Raw genomic sequence first — 20,583 nt, forward strand, 5'->3', positions numbered from 1 at the left:
TGAGCTGGGAAAACGCGCCCTCTTATGGGTGAAGCGGCGGATCACCGGTCGGTCGGCACCGCGAACTCGCCCCCCTCTTCGTGGATCAGGAAGGCGAGGACGTCATCGGGCAGGTAGGTCCGGTGCGGGTAGTTCGGGCCCCACGAGTTGAGGATCGGCACGGCGCCGAGCTTGTCGGCCCGCGGGTTGGCGAGCACGGCGTGCACCTCGTCGACCGACTTCGCCCAGCGGAACCTCTTGACGCCCTCGTCGAGGTCGGGCGTGTAGTTCTCGCGGGCTCGCCAGTCGTCGTCGGCGCGGGCGGGGTCCCAGACGACGTGCCCCATTTCCTTGAGGACCTCGGCCGCAGCGCGGACCGAGGTGCCGTTTTCGTCGCCGGGGTTGGTCTCGTCCCACTCGTCGCGTTTCTTGGCCGCGTCCCAGAGCCAGCGGGCCGCGTACTCCTTGCCGTTGAAGATCGACATGCAGCGCGACCAGCCGAACCCGACACAGGCACCCTCCTGGCCCTGGTCGTAGAACTTGTACCAGTCGTCGCTGTCCGGCGTGCCGCCCGGTTCGAGGCACACACAGTGGCCGCCGCGGACGTGGCCGATGTTCTTGACACCGTCCTTCGCGACGAAGAACTCGCCGGAGGCCTCGTCCTTCTGCGGCCGGTCGAATGCGGAGTACCAGCTGACACCGATCACGACCGGCCTGGGCCCGAGCGGCTCGCCTTCGGGCATCGCGGACAGTGGATACCTTTCCACGTGCCGCCAGTCGTCCGGAATCAACCGGCCCAGACGCGGATCGGCCGGATCGGAACCCAGTGGGCGATAACGCATGACATCCTCCTCCGTGCAGGCGAAAAACCGCGCACACCGGCCGGAAGAAGTGGCGCACAACGAGCTCGAAGGCGGACTGAAACCCAGGCACGACAAGGAAAGACCAGCCGAGCGCACCACCCTCCGGCCACGCCGGACGCACCGGCGGAACCCCTCGGAATTAGTGTGCCACTCGGACCCGGGAAAAGATCCCGAACTCACCCGAACAGCGCAAAAAGGCAGGTCAGAAAGGATCTGGCCACTTCTCGGCCGGGTATCGGGTTACTGATTTCCTCGTGGAGTAATCAACGGAGAATGAGATACCGCAATTCGGCATCGGTTCGGTCTCGGTGTTTCAGCACGGCACGCCACGGCTGAAACGACGGACGGCGTCATCGCGATCTTCGGAGGCCTGCGGCTGACCGGCACCGCGGTTGTCGAAGGCGCCGGCGACCGGGCCCTGCGGCACCCCTTGACCGGGCTGTCCGCGCGGGTCGAGATCCGGAGCGCCCGGACCGGTCGCGTCATGGTTCCCAGAGTGCTCTTCCTCGGGATTCTCGCAATGGCGGTCAAGAAGGAGCAGTACGACACCGAGGCGAACCTCGTCATCGAGGGACCGGGGACGAAACTCGAACGGGCGCCGCGCGACTGAACCACCTCAGCGCGCACCCCGGCGTGGACCTCAGCGCGGAGAGCCGGACGGCCAAGAGCGGTTCGACGTCGCCCTGGGCGGCCACCAGGTCGAGGTCGTGCGGGCGGTGCGACACCTCATGCGGGGCATCGGCCTCATCGACGCCAAGGAACTGGTGACCGGTGCTCCGTCGATCCTGCTGGAGCAGGTGCCGGCGCCGGAGGCCGAAGCCGCCCGGGAAAAGCTCGAAGACGCTGGCGCGACCGTCGAACTGCTGTGATCTCAGTCCGCGACCCGCCGGAACCGGGCCACCGGACCGGAAGGCGATTCGACCGTCTCCGTGAACATCGCCTCCGGGCGCACCCACAGCCCTCGCGCACCGTACAGCGCCCGGTACACCACCAGCCGCTCCTCGGTCTCGCTGTGCCTGCCACCCCGACGACTTCGTACTCGCCGCCCTTGTAATGGACGTACCGACCCGGCTCCACCGTCAAAACAACCGGAACTCGTCGGACTCGATTCCGCGCAGCTCGTCGTAGTCCAGCGTCAAACACCGGATCCCGCGGTCCTCCGCCAACGTCCGGGCCTGCGGCTTGATGATCTGCGCCGCGAACACCCCCTGGACCGGCGCCAGCAGCGGGTCGCGGTTGAGCAGCTCCAAGTACCGCGTCAACTGCTCGACCCCGTCGATCTCGCCGCGGCGCTTGATCTCCACCGCCACCGACTTGCCGTCCGCGTCGCGGGCCATGATGTCGACCGGGCCGATCGCCGTCGGGAACTCGCGGCGGACCAGCGTGTAGCCGTCGCCCAGGGTCTTGATGTGCTCCGCCAGCAGCTCCTGCAGGTGGGCCTCCACGCCGTCCTTCTGCAGGCCCGGCTCCGCTCCCAGCGCCTGCGAATAGTCGTGGAAGACCTCCTCGATGGAGATCACCAGCTTTTCGCCCTGCTTGTTCTCGACGATCCAGAGCTTGCCGTCCTCGATGAGCCAGCAGGGCGGGCTCATCCAGTTCAACGGCTTGTACGCACGGTCGTCGGAGTGGACCGACACCGAGCCGTCGGACTTCACGAGCAGCAGGCGGGTGGCCATCGGCAGGTGGGCGGTGAGCCGGCCGGCGTAGTCGACCTGGCACCGCGCGATCACGAGACGCACCCGAGGAGGGTAGGACAGGGTCGGTGATACTGGGCGCGTGGACCCCATTCAGCGTGTCGCGTCCCGCGAGGTGTACCGGAACAACTGGATGACCGTGCGCGAGGACGACATCCGCCGCCCCGACGGCTCGCCCGGCATCTACGGCGTGATCGACAAGCCGGACTACGCCCTCGTCATCGCCCAGGACGGCGACCGGTTCCGGCTGGTCGAGCAGTTCCGCTACCCGCTGGGCGAACGGCGCTGGGAGTTCCCGCAGGGCACCGCACCCGACCTGGCCGACGTGCCGCCCGCCGAGCTGGCCGCGCGCGAGCTGCGCGAGGAGACCGGCCTGCGCGCCGGCACCATGACCCCGCTCGGCAAGCTCGACGTCGCCGCCGGGATGAGCAGCCAGCGCGGCTGGGTGTTCCTCGCCACCGACGTCACCGAGGGCGAACCCGAACGCGAGCACGAAGAGCAGGACATGCGCAGCGCCTGGTTCTCCCGCGCCGACCTCGAGAAGATGATCGTGGCCGGCGAGATCACCGACGCGCAGTCGATCGCCGCGTGGGGGCAGCTCATGCTCTTCGAGCGGCACCGGCCCTGAACAGCCCATGCCACTGGAAGAGCATCAAGCGGAGCTTTCACGTGAAAGCTCCGCTCAGTCGGGCCAGGAGGGCTTGCGCTTCTCCAGGAACGCGGCCATGCCTTCGCGGGCGCCGGGCAGCTGCGACGCCGCCGCCATGACCTCCAGCGCGATCGCGTAGGCGTCGTCCTCGGGCCGGTCGAGCTGGGCGTACAGCGTCACCTTGCCCATCGTCTTGCTGGCGCGGCTGCCCCGCGTCGCGCGGCCCAGCAGGTCCGCGACGGCGTCGTCGAGCTGCTCGTCGGGCACGACCCGGTTGACCAGCCCCCACTCCAGCGCGGTCGGCGCGTCGATGACGTCGCCGGTCAGCGCCAGCTCCATCAGCCGCTTGCGGCCGATCGAGCGCGCCACCGGGACCGCCGGCGTGTGGCAGAACCAGCCGCCCTTGCCGCCGGGCAGCGCGAAACCCGCGGATTCGGCGGCGATCGCGAGGTCGCACGACGCCACCAGCTGGCAGCCCGCCGCCGTCGCCAGGCCGTGCACCCGCGCGATGACGACCTGCGGCACCGACTGCATGGTCTTCATCAGGTCCGTGCACAGCATCAGCAGCTCGCGCACGCCCATCAGGTCGCGCGCGGCGACGTCGCCGAAGTCGTGCCCGGCGGAGAACACCGGACCCGCGCCGGCCAGCACGATGCCGGTCGCGTCGGACGTCCCCGCCTCGTGGAACGCGGCGAGCAGCTCGGCCAGGTGGTCCGCGGAGAGCGAGTTGCGCCGCGCCGCGCGGTTCATCGTGATCGTGACGGTGTCGCCGTCGCGCTTGACCAGGATGTGCTCGTACTCGGTCATGCCTCGACGGTAACCCTTCGGAAGGTGCGCCGATAGCTGTCGGGGCCGACGCCGACCTCGGCGCGCATCCGGCGTCGCAGGTTCGCCGCCGTACCCAGGCCCGACCGCTCCGCCACGCGCTCGACCGGCAGCGACGTCGTTTCCAGCAGCTGCTGCGCGTACCGGACGCGCTGCACGCGCAGCCAGCGCCCCGGCGTGACCCCGGTGGCCGCGGCGAACTCGCGGTGGAACGTCCGTTCGCTCATCCGCGCGTGCCCCACGAGGTCGTCGACGCCGATCCCGGATCCCAGGCGCGCCAACGCCCAGTCCATTGTGGACGACAAGCCCGGCTGCGTGGCGGCGGGCACCGGATTCTCGACGTACTGCCGTTGCCCGCCTTCGCGCGCCGGCGGCATCACCAACCGGCGCGCGAGCCGAGCGGCGACCTCCGCGCCGTGGTCGCGGCGGACCAGGTACAGGCACAGGTCGAGGCCGCCGACGACACCCGCGGACGTCAGGACCCCGCCGTCGTCGGTGTAGAGCACGTCACGCTGGAGGTCCGCCCGTGGCGCGACGCGGGCCAGCGCGTCGAGGTCACGCCAGTGGGTCGTCGCCGGACGGCCGTCGAGGAGACCCGCAGCGGCCAGCGTGAACGCACCGGAACACAGCCCCGCGACCGTCCGCCCGTCCCGGTGGGCGCGGCGCAGCGCCGTCACGGCGGCTGACGGCACCGGCGCCAGCGGATCGTCGCGGCCCGGCGCCAGCACGAGGTCGCAGCCGTCCAGCCCGGCGAACCCGTGCGTGGCCGCGACGTCCCCGAACGGCGACACGGCCGTCCGCACCCGGCCCGGGCTGCACAACCGCACGGTGAACGGGCCGATCCCGCTGTCGGTGCGGTCCTGGCCCCAGACCTCGCCGAGCACCGCGAGGTCGAACATCCGGGTGCCCGGCAGCAGCAGAACGCCGATGGTGCGCATGGCAGGAAAGTACCGCATCGCGCGTCTTCTGCCACTCCCCTGAACTCGAAGAACCCGCGAAACTCGACGTCATGACCGAAACAGCACTCATCCTGATCGACGTCCAGCGCGGGTTCGACGAGGCGGAATTCTGGGGCCCGCGCAACAACCCCGGCGCCGAAGCGAACATGAAGGCGCTCCTCGACGCGTGGCAGGAGCGGCGGCTGCCCGTCGTGCTCGTGCACCACGACTCCGCGAAACCGGACTCGCCGCTGCGGCCGGGTCAGCCGGGCAACGACTTCAAGCCCGAGCTCGACGGCGCGCGGCCGGACCTCGTCTTCGGCAAGAAAGTGAACTCGGCGTTCCTCGGCGACGTCGACCTCGACGCGTGGCTGCGCAAGCGCGGCATCACGAGCTTCGTACTGGCGGGGATCCAGACGAACTTCTGCTGCGAAACCACCGCGCGGATGGGCGGGAACCTCGGCTACGACGTGACTTTCGCACTCGACGCCACGTTCACGTTCGACCTCCCCGAGGTGACCGCGGACGAGCTGTACCGCGTCACGGCGGCGAACCTGGCGAACCAGTTCGCCACCGTGAAGTCCACAAAGGACGTGCTGGCCGGGCTCAGCTGAGCCCGTTGCGCTCCCGGACGAGGGAAACGATGCCGTCCATGATCTCGGTCAGCTCGTAGTCCTTGGGCGTGAACACCCGGGCGATGCCGCGTTCGGTCAGCAGCGCGGCGTCGTCCGGCGGGATGATCCCGCCGACGATCACCGGCACGTCCCCGGCGCCCGCGGCGCGCAGGCCGTCGACGACGTGCGGGACGACCTCCAGGTGCGAACCGGACAGCACCGAGAGCCCGACGACGTGCACGCCCTCCTGCACGGCGGCCGCGACGATCTGCTCGGGCGTCAGCCGGATGCCCTGGTAGACGACCTCGAAGCCGACGTCGCGGGCGCGCACGGCGACCTGCTCGGCGCCGTTGGAGTGGCCGTCGAGCCCCGGCTTGCCGACCAGGATGCGCAGCCGTTCGCCCAGTTCGGCTTCGGTGGAGCGGACCCGGGAGCGGACGCGCTCGATCTCGGGGTCGCCGCTGCCTCCCGCGGCCGCGGAAACCCCGGTGGGCGCGCGGTATTCGCCGAACACCTCGCGCAGCGCGCCGGACCACTCGCCGGTGGTCACGCCGGCCCGCGCACAGTCCACAGTGGCCTCGAACAGGTTTTCCGTCGTCTGCGCCCGTTCCTTCAGCGCGGCCAGGGAACGCTCGACGGCGTCGTTGTCGCGCTGGGTGCGCCACTCCTCGATCGCCGTGACGGCGGCCTTTTCGACGGCGGGGTCGATCGTCTCGATCGCCTTCGCGCCCTCGGCCTGCAGCGGCGACGGCTCGGTCGTTTCGAACTTGTTGACGCCGACCAGGACGCGCTCGCCGTTCTCCATCCCGCGGCGGTACTCGGCCAGCGACGCGACGAGCTGCGACTTCATGTAGCCGCTCTCGACGGCGGCGACCGCGCCACCGAGGTCCTGCACACGCGCGATCTCCTCGCGCGCGCCGGTCATGATCTCGTCCACTTTGGCCTGGATGACGTGCGAGCCGTCGAAGATGTCCTCGTACTCCAGCAGGTCCGTCTCGAACGCGAGCACCTGCTGCATCCGCAGCGCCCACTGCTGGTCCCACGGCCGGGGCAGGCCGAGGGCCTCGTTCCAGGCGGGCAGCTGGATCGCGCGGGCGCGGGCGCTGCGCGAGAGCGACACCGCGAGCATCTCCAGCACGATCCGCTGGACGTTGTTCTCCGGCTGGGCTTCGGTGAGCCCGAGCGAGTTGACCTGGACGCCGTAGCGCAGCCGGCGCGCCTTGGGATCCGTTACGCCGTAACGATCCCGCGTGAGCTCGTCCCAGAGCGCGGTGAACGCGCGCATCTTGGACATCTCCTCGACGAACCGGACACCGGCGTTGACGAAGAACGAGATCCGCGCGACGACCTTGGCCATGTCGGCCGCGTCGACCTGCCCCGAGTCGCGGACGGCGTCGAGCACGGCGATCGCGGTGCACAGCGCGTAGGCGACCTCCTGCGTCGGCGTCGCGCCGGCTTCCTGCAGGTGGTAGCTGCAGATGTTGATCGGGTTCCACTTCGGGACGTGGTGCACGGTCCACGCGATCATGTCGGTGATCAGCCGCAGGCTCGGCCCCGGCGGGAAGATGTAGGTCCCGCGGGACAGGTACTCCTTGATGATGTCGTTCTGCGTGGTGCCGGTGAGCTTCGCGAGGACTTCATCGACGTCACGACCCTCGGCCTCGGCCTGCTCGCGCGCCACGGAGACGTACAGCGCGAGCAGCCACATGGCGGGCGCGTTGATCGTCATCGACGTGTTGGCCTCGGCGAGCGGGATGCCGTCGAAGAGCCGCCGCATGTCGCCGATGTGCGACACGGGCACGCCGACCTTGCCGACCTCACCGCGGGAGAGCTGGTGGTCCGGGTCGTAGCCGGTCTGGGTGGGCAGGTCGAAGGCCACCGAGAGGCCGGTCTGCCCCTTCGCGAGGTTGCGCCGGTAGAGCTCGTTCGACGCGGCCGCGGAGGAGTGGCCCGCGTAGGTCCGCATCACCCACGGTCGGTCTCGCTCGTGGTCCGTTGGGTACGGCACTGGGCACCTCCGGCGGTGGACGTTTCGTCGAGTGTACCGACCGGTAACTTAAGGTGGCAGTGCAATGGAACACGTCCGGCTGACTCAATCCGCCGCCTGTGCCAGCTCGATCAGCTCGCGGAGCCGCTCGGGCTCGGCCACGGCGACGAACTTGAGCGGGCTCCGCCTGCCCGGCAACCGCACGGGCACGGAGTAGCCGAGGACGTCGACGACCAGGTCGGGCTCGGTGAAGGTGACCGTGCCGAGGCCACCGCGGCCGAGCCAGGTGACCGATGGCGGGTACGTCCCCAGTGCCGCCGCGTAGCGGATGCGGCCCGACACGCGGTCGGCGATCAGGACCCGCTGGTCGGTCACGGCGTACCCGGAACGCCGGGCCGTCCCCATCCGCGCGAGCACCAGGCCCCAGGCGCTCGCGAAGGTCAGGATGGCCAAGATCGGGTTGGCGAACGGGAACTCCTGCTCCGGGATGGGCGCCACCAGGGCGCACAACGCCGCCACCACCGTGCCGGCGGCGGGGACGAACCACTCGATCCCCGTCGGGGCCACCCGCTGCGGCGACCCCGACCACAGCAGTCTTTCGCCCGGCAGCAAAGCGATGAACGGCTCGTACACGGCGCCCTCCCCAGCAGTGTTCGCGGGGGTGACGCCCGAGACGGCCGGTCCGGTTGCCTTCAGGCGGCCGGGTTGTCCGATGCCGGTGGCGCTTGGCGGGCCTTGGCCTCGTCGATGGCCTTGGTGAGCAGGTCGCGGACGCGCTTGGGCTCGCCGACGCCCATCAGCGTCACCGAGCCGGACTCCGCGAAGGAGAGGGTTCCGGTGCGCGACGGCCCCGGCTTGAGGGCCGGCGCCGACAGGCCGGCCAGCTCACTGGCGCGTTCCTTCTGCCGGAACAGACCGGAGCGCGCGATGACCCGGCTGTCGGTCACGGCGTAGGTCGTCCGGCCGAGCGCGAGGTACCGGACGGCTTCCCGGCCGATGGCGCCGTAGAGCCCGATCACCAGCACGACGACGGCCCCGGCCATGGCACCACCGCTGGGTTCTCGCGCCAGCAGGAACCAGAGGGCGGCGACGGCGAGGATGAGTCCGGCAGGGGCGATCACCCCGTCCGCGGCGACGTAGAGCGGGCGCTGGACCGGCTCTCCCGCCCAGAGCACGCGCTCACCGGGTAGAAGATCGATTTCCCCTGCTGACATGGCCGAACACTACTCTGCCGGGGCCCCTCCCGCCGAGCCCCGCGCACGCTGTACGTGCTCGTACACCCTCTGTGCGTGCTCGATCGCGCGGAGCACGAGATCGGGTTCGGCGTAGCGGTCGAGGTGGATCACCCGGCGCCGGCGCCGGTCCTCGGCACCGGCGAACCTCAGCGTTCCGGTGCCGTCGGCGTGCTGCTCCAAGCTCGGCTCGGGCAGGTCGGCCATCGGGTACCCGCGCTCGTCGAACTCGCCGTCCTCGTCGGTGTGGACGACGATCCGCCGGTCGGTCACGAAGTACTCGACCAGTTCCTCCTGGTCCTGTCGCCGGCGGGCGACCAGCGCCCCGACGCCACCCAGCACGGTCGAGAAGAGCGCTCCCGCGAGATCCCCGTCGAGCGCGAACCACCCGGTCACGCCGAGCCAGAGCACGAACAGCGCGGTCAGCAGCTTCTTGTTCTTGGCCTCTGCCGGCTCCGGGCGCGGCGAACACTGCCAAAGCAGGTTCTCGCCGTCCTCGAGCCGCAGTTCCCCCCGGTACACGCGCCCAACGTAGCGGCCGAACGGTGTGACGGAAATCCGCGAGACCGGACCGAGACCCCTCGGTTAGCGTGGGTAGCCGTGACGTGGAGTGCTTACGGGAGTTACCTGGTCATCGTCGTCCTGATCGTGCTCGCGCCGGGACCCGACACGATGGTCATGCTGAAGAACGCGCTGTCCGGCGGGTTCCGTGGTGGGCTGCTCGCCTCGCTGGGCATCTTCGCCGGCAATGCCGTGCAGGGCAGCGCCGCCGCGCTGGGGCTCGGGGTTCTCATCGCGCGGTCGCAGCCCGTCTTCCTCGCGCTCAAGTGGGCCGGCGCCGCCTACCTCGTCTTCCTCGGCTTCCAGGCCCTGCGCGGCGCCTTCCGCGGCAACTACGACGTCGTCGGGCAGGCGCAGCGCCGGCGCGGTGGCGGGTTCCGGCGGTTCCGCGAAGGGTTCCTCTCCAACGTCACCAACCCGAAGGTGCTGGTGCTGTACCTGTCCGTGCTGCCGCAGTTCCTGACGCCGTCGTCGACGGTCGCCGACTCGCTCGTGCTGGCCTACACCGTCGCCGTGCTCGGTGGGCTGTGGCTGCTCGTGCTGCTGCTGTTCGTGCACCGCGTGCGCGAGTGGCTGGGGCGCCGCCGGGTCCGTCGTACGCTGGACGGCGTCACCGGCACCGCGCTGCTCGGGTTCGGGGCCGCCCTCGCCTTGGAGTCCTGATGACGTGGAGCACCTACCTCGGCTTCGCCGGGATGATGGCGTTCCTGGCGATGATGCCGGGCCCGGACACGATGGTGGTCCTGAAGAACGCCCTGACCGGCGGTGCCCGCGGCGGTGGGTGGGCCTGCGCCGGCATCAGCGTCGCGAACTTCCTGCAGGGCACGGCGGTCGCGCTCGGGCTGGGCGCGGTCGTCACCCGCTACCAGCCGCTGTTCGAGACCGTGAAGTGGCTGGGCGCGGCCTACCTGGTGTTCCTGGGGATCCAGGCCTTGCGCGGGGCCTGGCGCGGAAACTACGAAGCCCTCGACGACGTCCGCCGCGCCCGCGGCACGCGGGGACGCCGGTTCCGTGAGGGCTTCCTGTCGAACATCACCAACCCCAAGGTGATCGTGCTGTACCTGTCGGTGCTGCCGCAGTTCCTCACGCCGGCCTCGACGTTCGCCGACTCGCTGCTGCTGGCCTACACGGTCGCGGCGCTCGGCGTGGTGTGGCAGGTGCTGCTGTTGCTGTTCGTGCACCGCGTGCGGGGCTGGCTGCAGCGCCGCCGGGTGCGCCGCGCGATGGACGGCGCAACCGGCATGGCGCTGCTGGGTTTCGGGACGGCCCTGGCCCTCGAGGCCTAGAGCGTCCGGTCCAGCCAGTCGTAGATCCGGCCGGCCGCGAGCCGCTGGGCGCCGACGTGGCAGTGCGCGTCCGCGCCTTCCTCCGCCGTGAACGTCAGCAGCGTCTTCGGCGCCTTCAAGTGCCCGTACAGCTGCCGCGGCTCGGTTTCGGTGTCGCCGCCGAAGAACAGGTCGTCCGCCGCTTCGCACACCAGCGTCGGACACTCGATCTTCTCCGCGATGCCATCCTCCAGCGTGTACTCCAGGTACTTCGCGACGAACTCGCGGTCCGTCGCCGCGCCCAGGACGTACCGGCCGTGGTCGCACGCCCAGCGCAACGTCGAATTCGCTTCCCGGCCCGCGGCGAGGATCGCGTCGAACTCCGCGTCCTCCGCCGCCCGCGCCCGGCGGACGATCTCCTCGCGCGGCCACGGCAGCATCTGCGTCACCGCGGAACCCGCGTCGTACACGCCGTCGACCGCGACCACCGCCGCCAGCCGGTGCTCGAACGCCGCCGCGCGCGGGGCCAGCACGCCGCCCAAGCTGATGCCCAGCAACGCGATCCGGGCCGGGTCGACCCCGTCGAGGCCCAGCGCGTAGTCCACCACCGGCGTCACGACGTGCTCCCAGTCCGGCCGGAACACGAGCTTCTCGCGCCGGATCGCGCTCGGCTGGCCGGGACCGTCGAACGTCAGGACGTGGTACCCGTGCGAGGCACCGGCCGCCGCGCCCATGAAGTGGCATTCTTCGGCGCTGCCGTCGAACCCGCTGTGAATCAGCAGCAGCGGCTTCGGCCCGTCGCCCGGCGCGCGGTAGAAGTACCCCTGCAAAACCGTTCCCTCGTAAGGGATTTCGACCGGTTCCGCGACCTCCGCGCGCCGGAAGCACTCGACGCTGCGGTCGTAGGCCGACGCGATGCGCGGGTCCGCCGGGTCGCCGTGGAGGAAGAACTCGGATGAGAAGTAGTACGTCGACGCGCGCAGCAGCAGGTCGCGCGCGGTCACCGGGCCGGCGTCGGCCGCTTCGGCGTACAGCCGGTCGGCCAGGCCGCGGTAGGCGTCGTGCCAGCTCTCGTAGTCGCCGGCCGTCACGGTCGACGCGGCGGCGAGCACCTCGCCGAAGTCCGAGCCGCCGTAGGTCGCGTGGCCGAACAGGCGCAGCGTCTCGAACCAGAACTGCGGGTCTTCTTCGAACAGGATCTGCTTCATCGGATCTCTTCCTCCGCAAAGGTTTCGAACGAGCGGGCGGGCCGGCCGGTGACCTCTTCGACGGCCGTGGTGACGCGGTCTTCGGCGCCGTGCCGGATGTCCTCGTCGAGCGCGGCGAGCACCGCGGCGAACTCCGCCGGAATCCCCGACGAGGTCAGCAAGGCCGCGTACGAAGCGGTGCTCACCGCGCGGTGCCGCACCGGACGGCCGGTGCGCGCGGCGATGATCGACGCGGCTTCGGCGTAGCTCAAGGCGCGAGGACCGGTCAGGACGTGTTCGGTGTTGTGCGGTTCGGGATCGGTCAGCGCGCGGACGGCGACCGCCGCGATGTCGCCGGCGTCGACGAACGCGACCCGGGCGTCACCGGTGGCCGTGACGATCTCGCCGTCCCGCACGCCCTGGGCCACCAGGTGCTCGCCGGTGAAGTTCTGCATGAACCACGACGGCTTCAGCACGGCCCACTCCGGCGCCGCGCGCACCAGCCGCTGCAGGTCGCCGAGCCCGGGCGTGTCCGCCGAGACGGCCGACGAGCTGAGCAGCACGACCCGGCGGACACCGGCCGCGAGCGCGTCGTCCAGGAACGGCTCGACGAGACCCGCGGGCGCGGCCTCACCGAGGGGCGGCAGCAGGTAGACCGCCGAGACACCGCGCAGTGCCTCGGGAAACGCGGACCGGTCCGCCCAGTCGAACCGGACCTGACCGGGCTCGCCCGGCTTGCGCGTCGCCGCCCGCGCCGCGAACCCGGCGTCCCGCAGGCCCGCGACGACCCGGCGGCCGGTGGTGCCGGTCCCGCCGAGCACCAGGACGTCACCCACCGAAGGCCGCCGTCAGCTCTTCGAGGCCGCCGAGGACCTCCGCCGCGGCCAGCGGGCTCCAGTAGTCGCGGTAGCGGCGGATGAGTCCGTCCTCGACGGTGATCACGGCGATGTAGGACAGCTCGTACGGCTCCCCGGTGGCCACCACGACCCCGGCGATCGTGAACTCGGCGACGACCACGGCCGGGTCGGTCGTCTCGTGCACGGTCTTGGCGACGACCTCGCGGACGTCCAGCAGGTTCGGGTAGTCGCGCAGGTACTCGCGGATCGCGTCGCGGCCCTCGACGCGCTTCGGGTAACCGGGGCCGGCGAAGGGGAACTCCAGGACGCCGTCCGGCGCCCAGAGCCCGGCGAACCCGGCCATGTCGTGCTTCAGCAGCAGATCGAGCGCGCGGGAGACGAAGTCGCGCATCGCAGCCTCCTTTAACGTTTGGACGAGACGGTACCGTCCCGACGTCAGGATAGACGGGACGGTACCGTCTCGTCCACCCGCTACACTGCGCCCATGGCACGCACCCCGACCGGCGCCGCGGTCCTCCAACCCGAGGTCACGCAGGCGATCACCGACGCCGTCCTGCACGAACTGGCCGAACAGGGCTACGGGCGGCTGTCGATGGAAGCCGTCGCAAAACGCGCCGGCGTCGGCAAGAGCGCGCTCTACCGGCGCTGGAAGTCGAAGGACGAGATGGTCGCCGCGGTCGTCACGGAGTTCAGCGTGTCGCGCGCGGTCCTCGAAGACACCGGTTCACTGCGCGGCGACCTGCGCGCGACGCTGCAGGCGGTGCTCGACTGGCTGACCCACCCGCTGTTCTCGCGGATCCTGCCGGACCTGGTCGCGGAGGACGCGCGAAACCCCGATCGCGGCCGGGCCACCCGGGAAAACATCGGCGGGCCGAGACGCGAGGTCGCGGAGGTGATGCTGCGCCGGGCGATCGAACGCGGCGAACTGCCCGCTGACCTCGACCTCGAGATGGCGATGGACGTCCTGGCCGCGCCGATCTACTGGCGGCTGGTGGTCCGGCAGGCGCCGGCGGAACCCGACTACCTGGACCGCCTGGTGGAGTTCGCCCTGCGCGCACTCGGCGCGCAGGGCGCGTGACTAAGCCCGGTCGGGCTCGCCGCTGACGCGCTTGATGTTGGCGCCCAGGCGGTTCAGGTTTTCGACGAAGTGCGGGTAGCCGCGGTCGATGTGGAAGACGTCCCACACCTCGGTGACGCCGTCCGCGCACAGGCCGGCCAGCACCAGGCCCGCGCCCGCACGGATGTCGGACGCCCAGACCGGCGCGCTCGACAGCGTCTCGACACCGCGCACCACCGCGTGGTGCCCGTCAGTCCGCGCGTCCCCCGAGAGCCGGACCATCTCCTCGATGAACCGGAAGCGCGCCTCGTAGACGTTCTCCGTGATCATCGACGTCCCTTCGGACACCGCCGACAGCGCCACCGCGAACGGCTGCAGGTCGGTCGCGAAGCCGGGGTACGGCAGCGTCACCCAGTCGACCGCCTTCGGGCGCTCGGGCTGGACCACCCGGAAGCCCTTGTCGTCGTAGGTCTCCACCTCGGCGCCGGCCAGCTGCAGCTTGTTCAGCACCAGGTCGAGGTGGTGCGGGTTGACGCCGCGGACGGTGATGTCGCCGCGGGTCATCGAAGCGGCAAACGCCCAGGTCGCGCCCACGATCCGGTCGCCGATCACGCTGTGGGTGGTCGGGTGCAGCTGCTCCACGCCGTGCACGGTCAGCGTCGAGGTGCCGGCGCCTTCGATCTTCGCGCCCATCTCGGTGAGCATCGTGCAGATGTCGACGATCTCCGGCTCGCGCGCGCAGTTGTCGATGACCGTGGTGCCCTCGGCCAGCACGGCCGCCATCAGGATGTTCTCGGTCGCGCCGACGCTCGGGAAGTCCAGCCAGATCTGCGCGCCGACCAGCGTCTCGGCCTTCGCGACGACGCAGCCGTGCTCGATCGTGCTCGTCGCGCCCAGCTTGCGCAGGCCGTTCTGGTGCATGTCCAGCGGGCGCGAGCCGATCGCGTCGCCGCCCGGCAGCGCCACGACGGCCTGCTTCAGCCGCCCGACCAGCGGGCCCAGCACGCAGACGGACGCGCGCAGCTTGCCCATCGCCGCCGAGTCCGCGCGGTGCGACAGCTCGGCCGGCGTCGTGATGGTGGCGGTGTCGCCCTCGATGACGACCTCGCAGCCGACGCTCCGCAGCACGTCGCCCATCAGCGGGACGTCCAGGATCTGCGGGCAGTTCGTGATGGTCGTGGTGCCCTCCGCGAGGAGGGCCGCGGCCATCAGCTTCAGCACGCTGTTCTTGGCGCCGACCACGTCGACCTCGCCGACCAGCCGGGCTCCGCCATGCACGTCGAAGTGCTCGCTCATGGCCGCCAATCATGCCCTCTCGCCCGGATTCGGCCCGGGCGGGGGCCGCTATGGTGGGTTCATGGTCGTTCGCATCAACCGCGTCTACACGAAGGTCGGCGACAACGGCACGACCGCGCTCGGCGACGGGTCCCGCGTGCCCAAGACGTCCCCGCGGCTCGGCGCGTACGCGGACACCGACGAGACGAACTCGGTCCTGGGCCTGGCGATCGCGATGGGCGGTTTGCCCGCCGAAGTCACGGACGTGCTGCGTACCGTGCAGAACGATCTCTTCGACGTCGGCGCGGACCTCTGCCTGCCGATCTCCGACGACCCGCCGTACCCGCCGCTGCGGATCACGGAGAAGTACGTCGAGCGGCTCGAAGGCTGGTGCGACGAGTTCAACGAGCGGCTGCCGAAGCTGACGTCGTTCATCCTGCCGGGCGGCACGCCGGGCGCGGCTTTCCTGCACCAGGCGCGCACGGTGTCCCGGCGGGCCGAGCGGTCCGCGTGGGAGCTGTACGAAGCGGAGCCGGAGACGACGAACCCGGTGGCGCTCAAGTACCTGAACCGGCTGTCGGACCTGCTGTTCATCCTCGCCCGGCTGGCCAACCCCGATGGTGACGTGCTCTGGCAGCCGGGCGGGCAGCCCTCCTAGATCCCCCAGCTCTCCCGCAGCGACCCCAGCGCCTGGTGGAAGCCGGGGAACGTCTTCTTGACGCACTGCGGGTCGTCCAGCGTGATGCCCTCGGTCAGCAGGCCGGTGATGCTGAACGCCATCGCGATCCGGTGGTCACGCCGGCACTTGACCATCGCCCCGGACGGCGTGCCCGGCTGGATCTCGATCCAGTCGCGGCCCGTCTCGACCTCGATGCCCAGCGCGCGCAGGTTCTCTTCGCACGCGTCGAGCCGGTCGCACTCCTTGATGCGCGTGTTGTAGACGTCCTCGATGCGCACCGGCCCGGACGCGAAGGGCGCGATCGCCGCCAGCGTCGGGACGGTGTCGGAGATGTCGCGCATGTTGACCGTGACCCCACGCAGGCCGTCCGACGGGCCCGCGACGGTCACCGAGTCCTCGGCCAGCTCGACGTGCGCGCCCATCTGAGCCAGCACGTCGGCGAACTTCACGTCACCCTGCAGCGCGGACGAGCCCAGGCCGGGGATGGTCACCGTGCGGCCGGTGACCGCCGCCGCGGCGAGGAAGTAGCTGGCCGTCGACGCGTCGGGCTCCACCGGGTACTCGCACGCCTGGTACGGCGTCGGCGGCACCACGAACGTCTTGCCCTCGCGGCGGACGTCGACGCCGAAGCGGCGCATCATCTCGAGCGTGATCTCGACGTACGGCACCGACACCAGGTCGGTCACCGTGATCCGCAGCCCCTCCGCGGTCAGCGGTCCGAGCAGCAGCAACGCCGTCAGGAACTGCGACGACAGCCCCGCGTCGAGGGTCAGGGAACCGCCCTTGACGCCGTTCGCGCGGACGGTCACCGGGTGGTGCCCCGGCTCGCCGTGGAACGTCAGGTCGACGCCCAGCTCGGTCAGCGCGTCGGTCAGCGGGCCGAGCGGGCGCCGGCGCATCTGGTCGGACGCGTCGAAGTGGAACGTGCCGGTGCCGGCCGCGGCCAGCGCGGGCAGGAACCGGGCCGTCGTGGCGCCATCACGGCAGAAAACCTCGGCGGAAGCGACCCCGGGGCCGGACGGGCGGCCCTCGATGGTCCACGCGCCCGGCTGCCGGTCGACGCGGTAGCCGAGCTTGACCAGGCCCTCGGCGAAACCCTCGGTGTCGTCCGAGTGCAGTGGGCGGCCGAGGGTCGTCGTGCCGTGCGCGGCGGCGGCCAGGAACAGGCCGCGGGCGGTGACGGACTTGGAACCGGGGATCTCGACGAGGGTCACGAACCCCAGTTTAGTGGGGTGAGATCTCGGCCATCGGGCCCCAGTCGGAGGCGTCCTGGACGTTGATGATCTGCGGGTTGTCGCTGATGTAGGCACCCAGGTTCGCGACGGCCCACTTGAAGTGGTCGGAGCCGACGTGCGCGACGGCGGCGTCCTGGCCCTCGAAGCCTTCGACCAGCACGTAGGTGTTCTCGTCCTCGAGGCTGCGGGACCACTCGAAGAACCGGTTGCCGGCCTCGGCGCGGGTGTCGCGGGTGTAGTCGGCGACGATGGCCGGCCAGTCTTCGGCGTGCTCGGGCTTGACCGGGAACTTGACCACGATGAAGATCATGGCTCTCACCCTAGGCCCTCGGAACGGGCTCCGGCTGTCTCGATCTGAGACAGCGTCAGGAGGCGCGCGGGAGGCGTCGCCCGGGCGGGGCCGATTCGAGCCAGGAGAGGAACCCGGTCAGCGCGCCCGGCCCCATGGCGATCTCGATCGCCTCCTGGGTCTCGGACTCGCAGCGCAGCACGGTCGAGCCTTCGGGAACGGCGTAGGCCTCGGTCCCGGACGGGTCGCGCCGGTCGGCGATCTGCATGCTTTCACGCTGGAAAACGCGGTCCGGGCCGGTCCGCAGGCTCCACACGCGGTACCAGACGAACTCGTCACCCTCGTAGCGGCCCAGCCCCAGGTGCCAGCTGGACCGCGCGGCGTCCGGACGCCACCGCAGCGCGACGCTCACGCCCCCGCCGCGGCGCATCCGGATCCACCGCTGGCCGTACCAGGCGACCAGCACGGCGAGCACGATCAGGAGCCCGACTACGACCACGGTGATCTTCACGGCCCGGCTCCTGCCCGTCTCGCGCTCAGACCGACTTGCCTGCCGCGCGGAGCTGGGCCGAGGCCCTCGCCCGCTCGGTTTCGTCGTCGGCGCTCAGTGCCGCCTTCGCCGCGTCGACGTCGATCTCGTCGGACAGTTCGGCGCTCTCGGCGAGGATGCTCACCCCGGTGCCGGTCACGGACAGGAAGCCGCCGTGCACGGCCGCGCAGACCGTCTCGCCGTCGGTGGTCGCCACCTTGACCACGCCACCCTCGACGAGCTGCCCCAGCACGGGTTCGTGGCCGGCCATGATGCCGATCTCGCCCTCGGTGGTCTGCGCCACCACGAAAGTGGCGGTACCCGACCAGAGACGGCGCTCGACGGCCACCAGCTCCACGGACATCTCGGCCACGTAGCACTCCTTAACTCGGGGTGTTGCCACCGAGTGTAATAGGTCTGTCTGAGGTTATGAGAACGGCGGGGGCCCGAGTCCACAATGGACACAGCCCCCGCCGCGCTCAGGACGTCACTTCTTGGTGATTTCCTTGTACTTCTTCTCGAGGTCCTCGAGGCCACCGATACCCAGGAACGCCTGCTCCGGGTAGTGGTCGAAGTCACCCTTCGAGATGCGGTCGAACGACTCGATGGTCTCCGAGAGCGGCACCGTCGAGCCCGGGATCTGCGTGAACGCCTCGGCGACCAGCATGTTCTGCGACAGGAACCGCTCGATGCGGCGCGCGCGCTGAACGGTCAGCTTGTCCTCTTCCGACAGCTCGTCCATACCGAGGATCGCGATGATGTCCTGCAGCTCCTTGTACTTCTGCAGGATCCGGATGACCTCGGAAGCCACCCGGTAGTGGTCCTCACCGACGATGGCCGGGTCGAGGATCGTCGACGTCGACGCCAGCGGGTCCACCGCCGGGAAGATGCCCTTCTGGAACACCGACCGGGAGAGCTCGGTGGTGGCGTCCAGGTGGGCGAACGTCGCGGCCGGGGCCGGGTCGGTGTAGTCGTCCGCGGGGACGTAGATCGCCTGCATCGAGGTGATCGACCGGCCCCGGGTCGAGGTGATCCGCTCCTGCAGCTGACCCATCTCGTCCGCCAGCGTCGGCTGGTAACCCACGGCCGACGGCATGCGGCCCAGCAGGGTCGACACCTCGGAGCCGGCCTGGGTGAACCGGAAGATGTTGTCGATGAACAGCAGCACGTCCTGGTTCTGGACGTCGCGGAAGTACTCCGCCATGGTCAGCGCCGACAGCGCGACCCGCATGCGGGTGCCCGGCGGCTCGTCCATCTGGCCGAAGACGAGGGCGGTGTCGTTGATGACGCCGTCCTCGGACATCTCCAGGAAGAGGTCGTTGCCCTCGCGGGTGCGCTCGCCGACACCGGCGAACACCGACGTACCACCGAAGTTCCGGGCGACACGGGTGATCATCTCCTTGATGAGCACCGTCTTGCCGACGCCGGCACCGCCGAAGAGGCCGATCTTGCCACCCTGGACGTAAGGGGTGAGCAGGTCGACGACCTTCAGGCCGGTCTCCAGCATCTCCGTCTTGCCCTCGAGCTGGTCGAAGGACGGCGGGTTGCGGTGGATGCCCCAGCGCTCGAGGTCGTCGCCGTAGCCGGGCTCGTCGAGGCACTCGCCGAGCGCGTTGTAGACGTGGCCCTTGACCTTGTCGCCCACCGGCACGGTGATCGGCTTGCCGGTGTCGGTGACCTCGGCGCCGCGGACCAGGCCGTCCTGCGGCTGGAGCGAGATCGTGCGGACGAGGTTGTCACCCAGGTGGGAGGCGACCTCGAGCGTCACGGTCTTGCGCAGCTGCTCGAACTCGATCTCGACCTTGAGCGCGTTGAACTGGTCGGGGACGGAACCGCGCGGGAACTCGACGTCGACGACCGGCCCGGTCACCGAGACGATGCGCCCCTTGGCGCGCGGGGCTTCAGTACTGGTCATCAATCATCACTTCCTGCTGCGGTGAGCGCGTTCGCGCCACCGACGATTTCGGAGATCTCCTGGGTGATCTGCGCCTGGCGGGCCTGGTTCATCTCCCGCGTCAGGTTGCCCACCAGCTCGTTCGCGTTGTCCGACGCGGCCTTCATCGCCGTCCGGCGGGCGGCCAGCTCGGACGCCGCCGACTCGAGCAGCGCCGCGTAGAGCCGCGTGTTGATGTACTTCGGCAGCAGGGCGTCCAGCAGCGTGTCGGCACTCGGCTCGAACTCGTAGCTGGGGAGCAGCTCGCCGGGCTTCGGCTGTTGCTGCTCCTCCTCGCCGTCGGTGTACTCGACCTCCAGCGGCGCGACGCGCTTGGCGACCGGCCGCTGGGTCAGCATCGACACGAACTCGGTGTAGACGATGTGGATCTCGTCGACACCCGCGATGCCGTCGGCGTTGCCGTGCTCGTCGTCCACGCCGTGCATGAACGACTCGACCAGCGCCTCGCCGGCGGCGACCGCGTCGGCGTAGCCGGGCTGGTCGGAGAAGCCCGTCCAGCTGTCGACGACCGGGCGGTCGCGGAACCGGTAGTAGTTCAGGCCCTTGTTGCCGGTGACGTAGACCTCGGGCTCCTTGCCCTCCTTGCGCAGGAGGGCGAGCAGCTCTTCGGTCGCGCGCAGCACGTTGGAGTTGTAGCCACCGCACTGGCCCTTGTCACTGGTCACGACCAGGACAGCGGCCCGCTTCGGGTTCGGGCGCTCGACCAGCATGGGGTGGTCGAGGTTGGCCGCCGCACCGGCCAGCGCCGAGAGCACCTTGGTGATCTCGTCCGCGTACGGCCGGGAAGCGGCGACCTTCGCCCGCGCCTTGGTGATGCGCGCGGTGGCGATGAGCTCCATCGCCTTGGTGATCTTGCCGATCGACTTGGTCGCCTTGATGCGCGACCGGAGTTCCCGGAGTTGTGCGGCCATGAG

Annotated in this window: 27 protein-coding genes; 8 read left to right on the top strand and 19 right to left on the bottom strand. The window is 70.3% G+C overall.

Annotated features, from left to right (window positions below; translation table 11 throughout):
* Window positions 1–41: 41 nt before the first annotated feature.
* Window positions 42–821 (bottom strand): hypothetical protein, encoded by a 780-nt coding sequence (locus tag ACIQWX_RS33050; RefSeq protein WP_400879477.1) that lies wholly within the window; start codon window positions 819–821, stop codon window positions 42–44.
* Window positions 822–1,326: 505 nt separating this feature from the next.
* On the opposite strand from ACIQWX_RS33050, the gene ACIQWX_RS33055 reads away from it, so the two are divergent.
* Window positions 1,327–1,452, top strand: a complete 126-nt coding sequence (locus ACIQWX_RS33055; RefSeq protein ID WP_400879479.1) for a hypothetical protein — start codon at window positions 1,327–1,329, stop codon at window positions 1,450–1,452.
* 73 nt (window positions 1,453–1,525) lie between these two features.
* The gene (locus tag ACIQWX_RS33060; RefSeq protein WP_400879831.1) at window positions 1,526–1,711 is read left to right on the top strand and encodes a ribosomal protein L7/L12; all 186 of its coding nucleotides are present in this window, start codon (window positions 1,526–1,528) and stop codon (window positions 1,709–1,711) included.
* 2 nt (window positions 1,712–1,713) lie between these two features.
* On the opposite strand, the gene ACIQWX_RS33065 is transcribed toward ACIQWX_RS33060, so the two are convergent.
* Both ACIQWX_RS33065 and nucS read right to left on the bottom strand, forming a co-directional pair.
* Entirely contained in the window at window positions 1,714–1,833 is a 120-nt protein-coding gene (locus ACIQWX_RS33065) for a DUF1653 domain-containing protein (protein ID WP_400879482.1), read from the bottom strand.
* An 88-nt stretch (window positions 1,834–1,921) separates the two neighbouring features.
* Window positions 1,922–2,581, bottom strand: coding sequence for an endonuclease NucS (gene nucS / locus ACIQWX_RS33070; protein WP_014467679.1), 660 nt, complete (start codon window positions 2,579–2,581; stop codon window positions 1,922–1,924).
* A 37-nt stretch (window positions 2,582–2,618) separates the two neighbouring features.
* On the opposite strand from nucS, the gene ACIQWX_RS33075 reads away from it, so the two are divergent.
* A complete protein-coding gene (locus tag ACIQWX_RS33075; RefSeq protein ID WP_400879485.1) occupies window positions 2,619–3,164 on the top strand; it encodes an NUDIX domain-containing protein in 546 nt (181 codons plus the stop codon).
* Window positions 3,165–3,218: 54 nt separating this feature from the next.
* Here ACIQWX_RS33075 and ACIQWX_RS33080 read toward each other — a convergent pair whose 3' ends face one another.
* Together ACIQWX_RS33080 and ACIQWX_RS33085 are read right to left on the bottom strand one after the other, a co-directional pair.
* Complete coding sequence (locus tag ACIQWX_RS33080) at window positions 3,219–3,992, bottom strand: enoyl-CoA hydratase-related protein (RefSeq protein ID WP_400879488.1); 774 nt, start codon at window positions 3,990–3,992, stop codon at window positions 3,219–3,221.
* Window positions 3,989–4,948 carry a GlxA family transcriptional regulator gene (locus ACIQWX_RS33085; protein ID WP_400879491.1) on the bottom strand — a complete coding sequence of 320 codons (960 nt, stop codon included), beginning with the start codon at window positions 4,946–4,948 and terminating at the stop codon, window positions 3,989–3,991. The genes ACIQWX_RS33080 and ACIQWX_RS33085 overlap by 4 nt, the downstream gene beginning before the upstream one ends.
* A gap of 71 nt (window positions 4,949–5,019) precedes the next feature.
* Here ACIQWX_RS33085 and ACIQWX_RS33090 point away from each other — a divergent pair, with 71 nt between their 5' ends.
* Window positions 5,020–5,562, top strand: a complete 543-nt coding sequence (locus ACIQWX_RS33090) for a cysteine hydrolase family protein (protein WP_400879493.1) — start codon at window positions 5,020–5,022, stop codon at window positions 5,560–5,562.
* On the opposite strand, the gene ACIQWX_RS33095 is transcribed toward ACIQWX_RS33090, so the two are convergent.
* The 4 genes from ACIQWX_RS33095 to ACIQWX_RS33110 form a co-directional block, all read right to left on the bottom strand.
* Window positions 5,555–7,570 (bottom strand): protein meaA, encoded by a 2,016-nt coding sequence (locus ACIQWX_RS33095; RefSeq protein ID WP_400879496.1) that lies wholly within the window; start codon window positions 7,568–7,570, stop codon window positions 5,555–5,557. The two genes, ACIQWX_RS33090 and ACIQWX_RS33095, sit on opposite strands and share 8 nt — an antisense overlap.
* Window positions 7,571–7,654: 84 nt before the next feature.
* Entirely contained in the window at window positions 7,655–8,182 is a 528-nt protein-coding gene (locus ACIQWX_RS33100; RefSeq protein WP_400879498.1) for a hypothetical protein, read from the bottom strand.
* Between the two features lie 59 nt (window positions 8,183–8,241).
* On the bottom strand, window positions 8,242–8,763 hold the full coding sequence (locus tag ACIQWX_RS33105) for a PH domain-containing protein (protein WP_400879501.1): 522 nt from the start codon (window positions 8,761–8,763) through the stop codon (window positions 8,242–8,244).
* A 9-nt stretch (window positions 8,764–8,772) separates the two neighbouring features.
* Window positions 8,773–9,303 (bottom strand): hypothetical protein, encoded by a 531-nt coding sequence (locus ACIQWX_RS33110; protein WP_400879504.1) that lies wholly within the window; start codon window positions 9,301–9,303, stop codon window positions 8,773–8,775.
* A gap of 78 nt (window positions 9,304–9,381) precedes the next feature.
* Between ACIQWX_RS33110 and ACIQWX_RS33115 the strand changes: the two genes are divergently transcribed.
* Together ACIQWX_RS33115 and ACIQWX_RS33120 are read left to right on the top strand one after the other, a co-directional pair.
* Window positions 9,382–10,005 (top strand): LysE family translocator, encoded by a 624-nt coding sequence (locus tag ACIQWX_RS33115; protein ID WP_400879506.1) that lies wholly within the window; start codon window positions 9,382–9,384, stop codon window positions 10,003–10,005.
* The gene (locus ACIQWX_RS33120; RefSeq protein ID WP_400879509.1) at window positions 10,005–10,628 is read left to right on the top strand and encodes a LysE family translocator; all 624 of its coding nucleotides are present in this window, start codon (window positions 10,005–10,007) and stop codon (window positions 10,626–10,628) included. Before ACIQWX_RS33115 ends, ACIQWX_RS33120 begins: the two co-directional genes overlap by 1 nt.
* Here the strand turns inward: ACIQWX_RS33120 and ACIQWX_RS33125 are convergent.
* Genes ACIQWX_RS33125 through ACIQWX_RS33135 form a run of 3 tightly spaced genes read right to left on the bottom strand, consistent with a single transcriptional unit; the run spans window position 10,625 to window position 13,090 of the window.
* The gene (locus ACIQWX_RS33125; protein WP_400879512.1) at window positions 10,625–11,815 is read right to left on the bottom strand and encodes an alpha/beta hydrolase family protein; all 1,191 of its coding nucleotides are present in this window, start codon (window positions 11,813–11,815) and stop codon (window positions 10,625–10,627) included. The two genes, ACIQWX_RS33120 and ACIQWX_RS33125, sit on opposite strands and share 4 nt — an antisense overlap.
* A complete protein-coding gene (locus ACIQWX_RS33130) occupies window positions 11,812–12,630 on the bottom strand; it encodes an NmrA family NAD(P)-binding protein (RefSeq protein WP_400879515.1) in 819 nt (272 codons plus the stop codon). The genes ACIQWX_RS33125 and ACIQWX_RS33130 overlap by 4 nt, the downstream gene beginning before the upstream one ends.
* On the bottom strand, window positions 12,623–13,090 hold the full coding sequence (locus ACIQWX_RS33135) for a nuclear transport factor 2 family protein (protein ID WP_400879833.1): 468 nt from the start codon (window positions 13,088–13,090) through the stop codon (window positions 12,623–12,625). The genes ACIQWX_RS33130 and ACIQWX_RS33135 overlap by 8 nt, the downstream gene beginning before the upstream one ends.
* Window positions 13,091–13,135: 45 nt before the next feature.
* Here ACIQWX_RS33135 and ACIQWX_RS33140 point away from each other — a divergent pair, with 45 nt between their 5' ends.
* The gene (locus ACIQWX_RS33140; RefSeq protein ID WP_400879517.1) at window positions 13,136–13,729 is read left to right on the top strand and encodes a TetR/AcrR family transcriptional regulator; all 594 of its coding nucleotides are present in this window, start codon (window positions 13,136–13,138) and stop codon (window positions 13,727–13,729) included.
* On the opposite strand, the gene murA is transcribed toward ACIQWX_RS33140, so the two are convergent.
* Entirely contained in the window at window positions 13,730–15,004 is a 1,275-nt protein-coding gene (gene murA / locus ACIQWX_RS33145; protein WP_372664127.1) for a UDP-N-acetylglucosamine 1-carboxyvinyltransferase, read from the bottom strand.
* 61 nt (window positions 15,005–15,065) lie between these two features.
* On the opposite strand from murA, the gene ACIQWX_RS33150 reads away from it, so the two are divergent.
* A complete protein-coding gene (locus tag ACIQWX_RS33150) occupies window positions 15,066–15,641 on the top strand; it encodes a cob(I)yrinic acid a,c-diamide adenosyltransferase (RefSeq protein ID WP_400879520.1) in 576 nt (191 codons plus the stop codon).
* Here the strand turns inward: ACIQWX_RS33150 and aroA are convergent.
* The 6 genes from aroA to ACIQWX_RS33180 form a co-directional block, all read right to left on the bottom strand.
* Window positions 15,638–16,876 (bottom strand): 3-phosphoshikimate 1-carboxyvinyltransferase, encoded by a 1,239-nt coding sequence (gene aroA, locus ACIQWX_RS33155; protein WP_400879523.1) that lies wholly within the window; start codon window positions 16,874–16,876, stop codon window positions 15,638–15,640. The genes ACIQWX_RS33150 and aroA overlap by 4 nt on opposite strands.
* A 10-nt stretch (window positions 16,877–16,886) precedes the next feature.
* Entirely contained in the window at window positions 16,887–17,207 is a 321-nt protein-coding gene (locus tag ACIQWX_RS33160) for a putative quinol monooxygenase (protein ID WP_400879525.1), read from the bottom strand.
* A 55-nt stretch (window positions 17,208–17,262) separates the two neighbouring features.
* Window positions 17,263–17,697 carry a DUF2550 domain-containing protein gene (locus ACIQWX_RS33165; RefSeq protein ID WP_285476232.1) on the bottom strand — a complete coding sequence of 145 codons (435 nt, stop codon included), beginning with the start codon at window positions 17,695–17,697 and terminating at the stop codon, window positions 17,263–17,265.
* Window positions 17,698–17,722: 25 nt separating this feature from the next.
* Window positions 17,723–18,088 carry a F0F1 ATP synthase subunit epsilon gene (locus ACIQWX_RS33170; protein WP_400879528.1) on the bottom strand — a complete coding sequence of 122 codons (366 nt, stop codon included), beginning with the start codon at window positions 18,086–18,088 and terminating at the stop codon, window positions 17,723–17,725.
* Window positions 18,089–18,202: 114 nt separating this feature from the next.
* Complete coding sequence (gene atpD, locus ACIQWX_RS33175; protein WP_400879531.1) at window positions 18,203–19,630, bottom strand: F0F1 ATP synthase subunit beta; 1,428 nt, start codon at window positions 19,628–19,630, stop codon at window positions 18,203–18,205.
* A complete protein-coding gene (locus ACIQWX_RS33180; RefSeq protein ID WP_400879533.1) occupies window positions 19,630–20,580 on the bottom strand; it encodes a F0F1 ATP synthase subunit gamma in 951 nt (316 codons plus the stop codon). The genes atpD and ACIQWX_RS33180 overlap by 1 nt, the downstream gene beginning before the upstream one ends.
* Between the last annotated feature and the right edge of the window lie 3 nt (window positions 20,581–20,583).

It is taken from the genome of Amycolatopsis sp. NPDC098790, from assembly GCF_044759945.1.
Taxonomy (GTDB): domain Bacteria; phylum Actinomycetota; class Actinomycetes; order Mycobacteriales; family Pseudonocardiaceae; genus Amycolatopsis.

Excerpts from the sequence above, each read along its gene's own strand:
- ACIQWX_RS33085 (WP_400879491.1), bottom strand. The coding sequence starts at position 4,948 with ATGCGCACCATCGGCGTTCTGCTGCTGCCGGGCACCCGGATGTTCGAC.
- ACIQWX_RS33140 (WP_400879517.1), top strand. The coding sequence starts at position 13,136 with ATGGCACGCACCCCGACCGGCGCCGCGGTCCTCCAACCCGAGGTCACG.
- ACIQWX_RS33055 (WP_400879479.1), top strand. The coding sequence starts at position 1,327 with ATGGTTCCCAGAGTGCTCTTCCTCGGGATTCTCGCAATGGCGGTCAAG.
- ACIQWX_RS33180 (WP_400879533.1), bottom strand. The coding sequence starts at position 20,580 with ATGGCCGCACAACTCCGGGAACTCCGGTCGCGCATCAAGGCGACCAAG.
- ACIQWX_RS33050 (WP_400879477.1), bottom strand. The coding sequence starts at position 821 with ATGCGTTATCGCCCACTGGGTTCCGATCCGGCCGATCCGCGTCTGGGC.
- ACIQWX_RS33160 (WP_400879525.1), bottom strand. The coding sequence starts at position 17,207 with ATGATCTTCATCGTGGTCAAGTTCCCGGTCAAGCCCGAGCACGCCGAA.
- ACIQWX_RS33150 (WP_400879520.1), top strand. The coding sequence starts at position 15,066 with ATGGTCGTTCGCATCAACCGCGTCTACACGAAGGTCGGCGACAACGGC.
- ACIQWX_RS33125 (WP_400879512.1), bottom strand. The coding sequence starts at position 11,815 with ATGAAGCAGATCCTGTTCGAAGAAGACCCGCAGTTCTGGTTCGAGACG.
- ACIQWX_RS33090 (WP_400879493.1), top strand. The coding sequence starts at position 5,020 with ATGACCGAAACAGCACTCATCCTGATCGACGTCCAGCGCGGGTTCGAC.
- ACIQWX_RS33080 (WP_400879488.1), bottom strand. The coding sequence starts at position 3,992 with ATGACCGAGTACGAGCACATCCTGGTCAAGCGCGACGGCGACACCGTC.
- ACIQWX_RS33105 (WP_400879501.1), bottom strand. The coding sequence starts at position 8,763 with ATGTCAGCAGGGGAAATCGATCTTCTACCCGGTGAGCGCGTGCTCTGG.
- atpD (WP_400879531.1), bottom strand. The coding sequence starts at position 19,630 with ATGACCAGTACTGAAGCCCCGCGCGCCAAGGGGCGCATCGTCTCGGTG.
- murA (WP_372664127.1), bottom strand. The coding sequence starts at position 15,004 with ATGAGCGAGCACTTCGACGTGCATGGCGGAGCCCGGCTGGTCGGCGAG.
- ACIQWX_RS33120 (WP_400879509.1), top strand. The coding sequence starts at position 10,005 with ATGACGTGGAGCACCTACCTCGGCTTCGCCGGGATGATGGCGTTCCTG.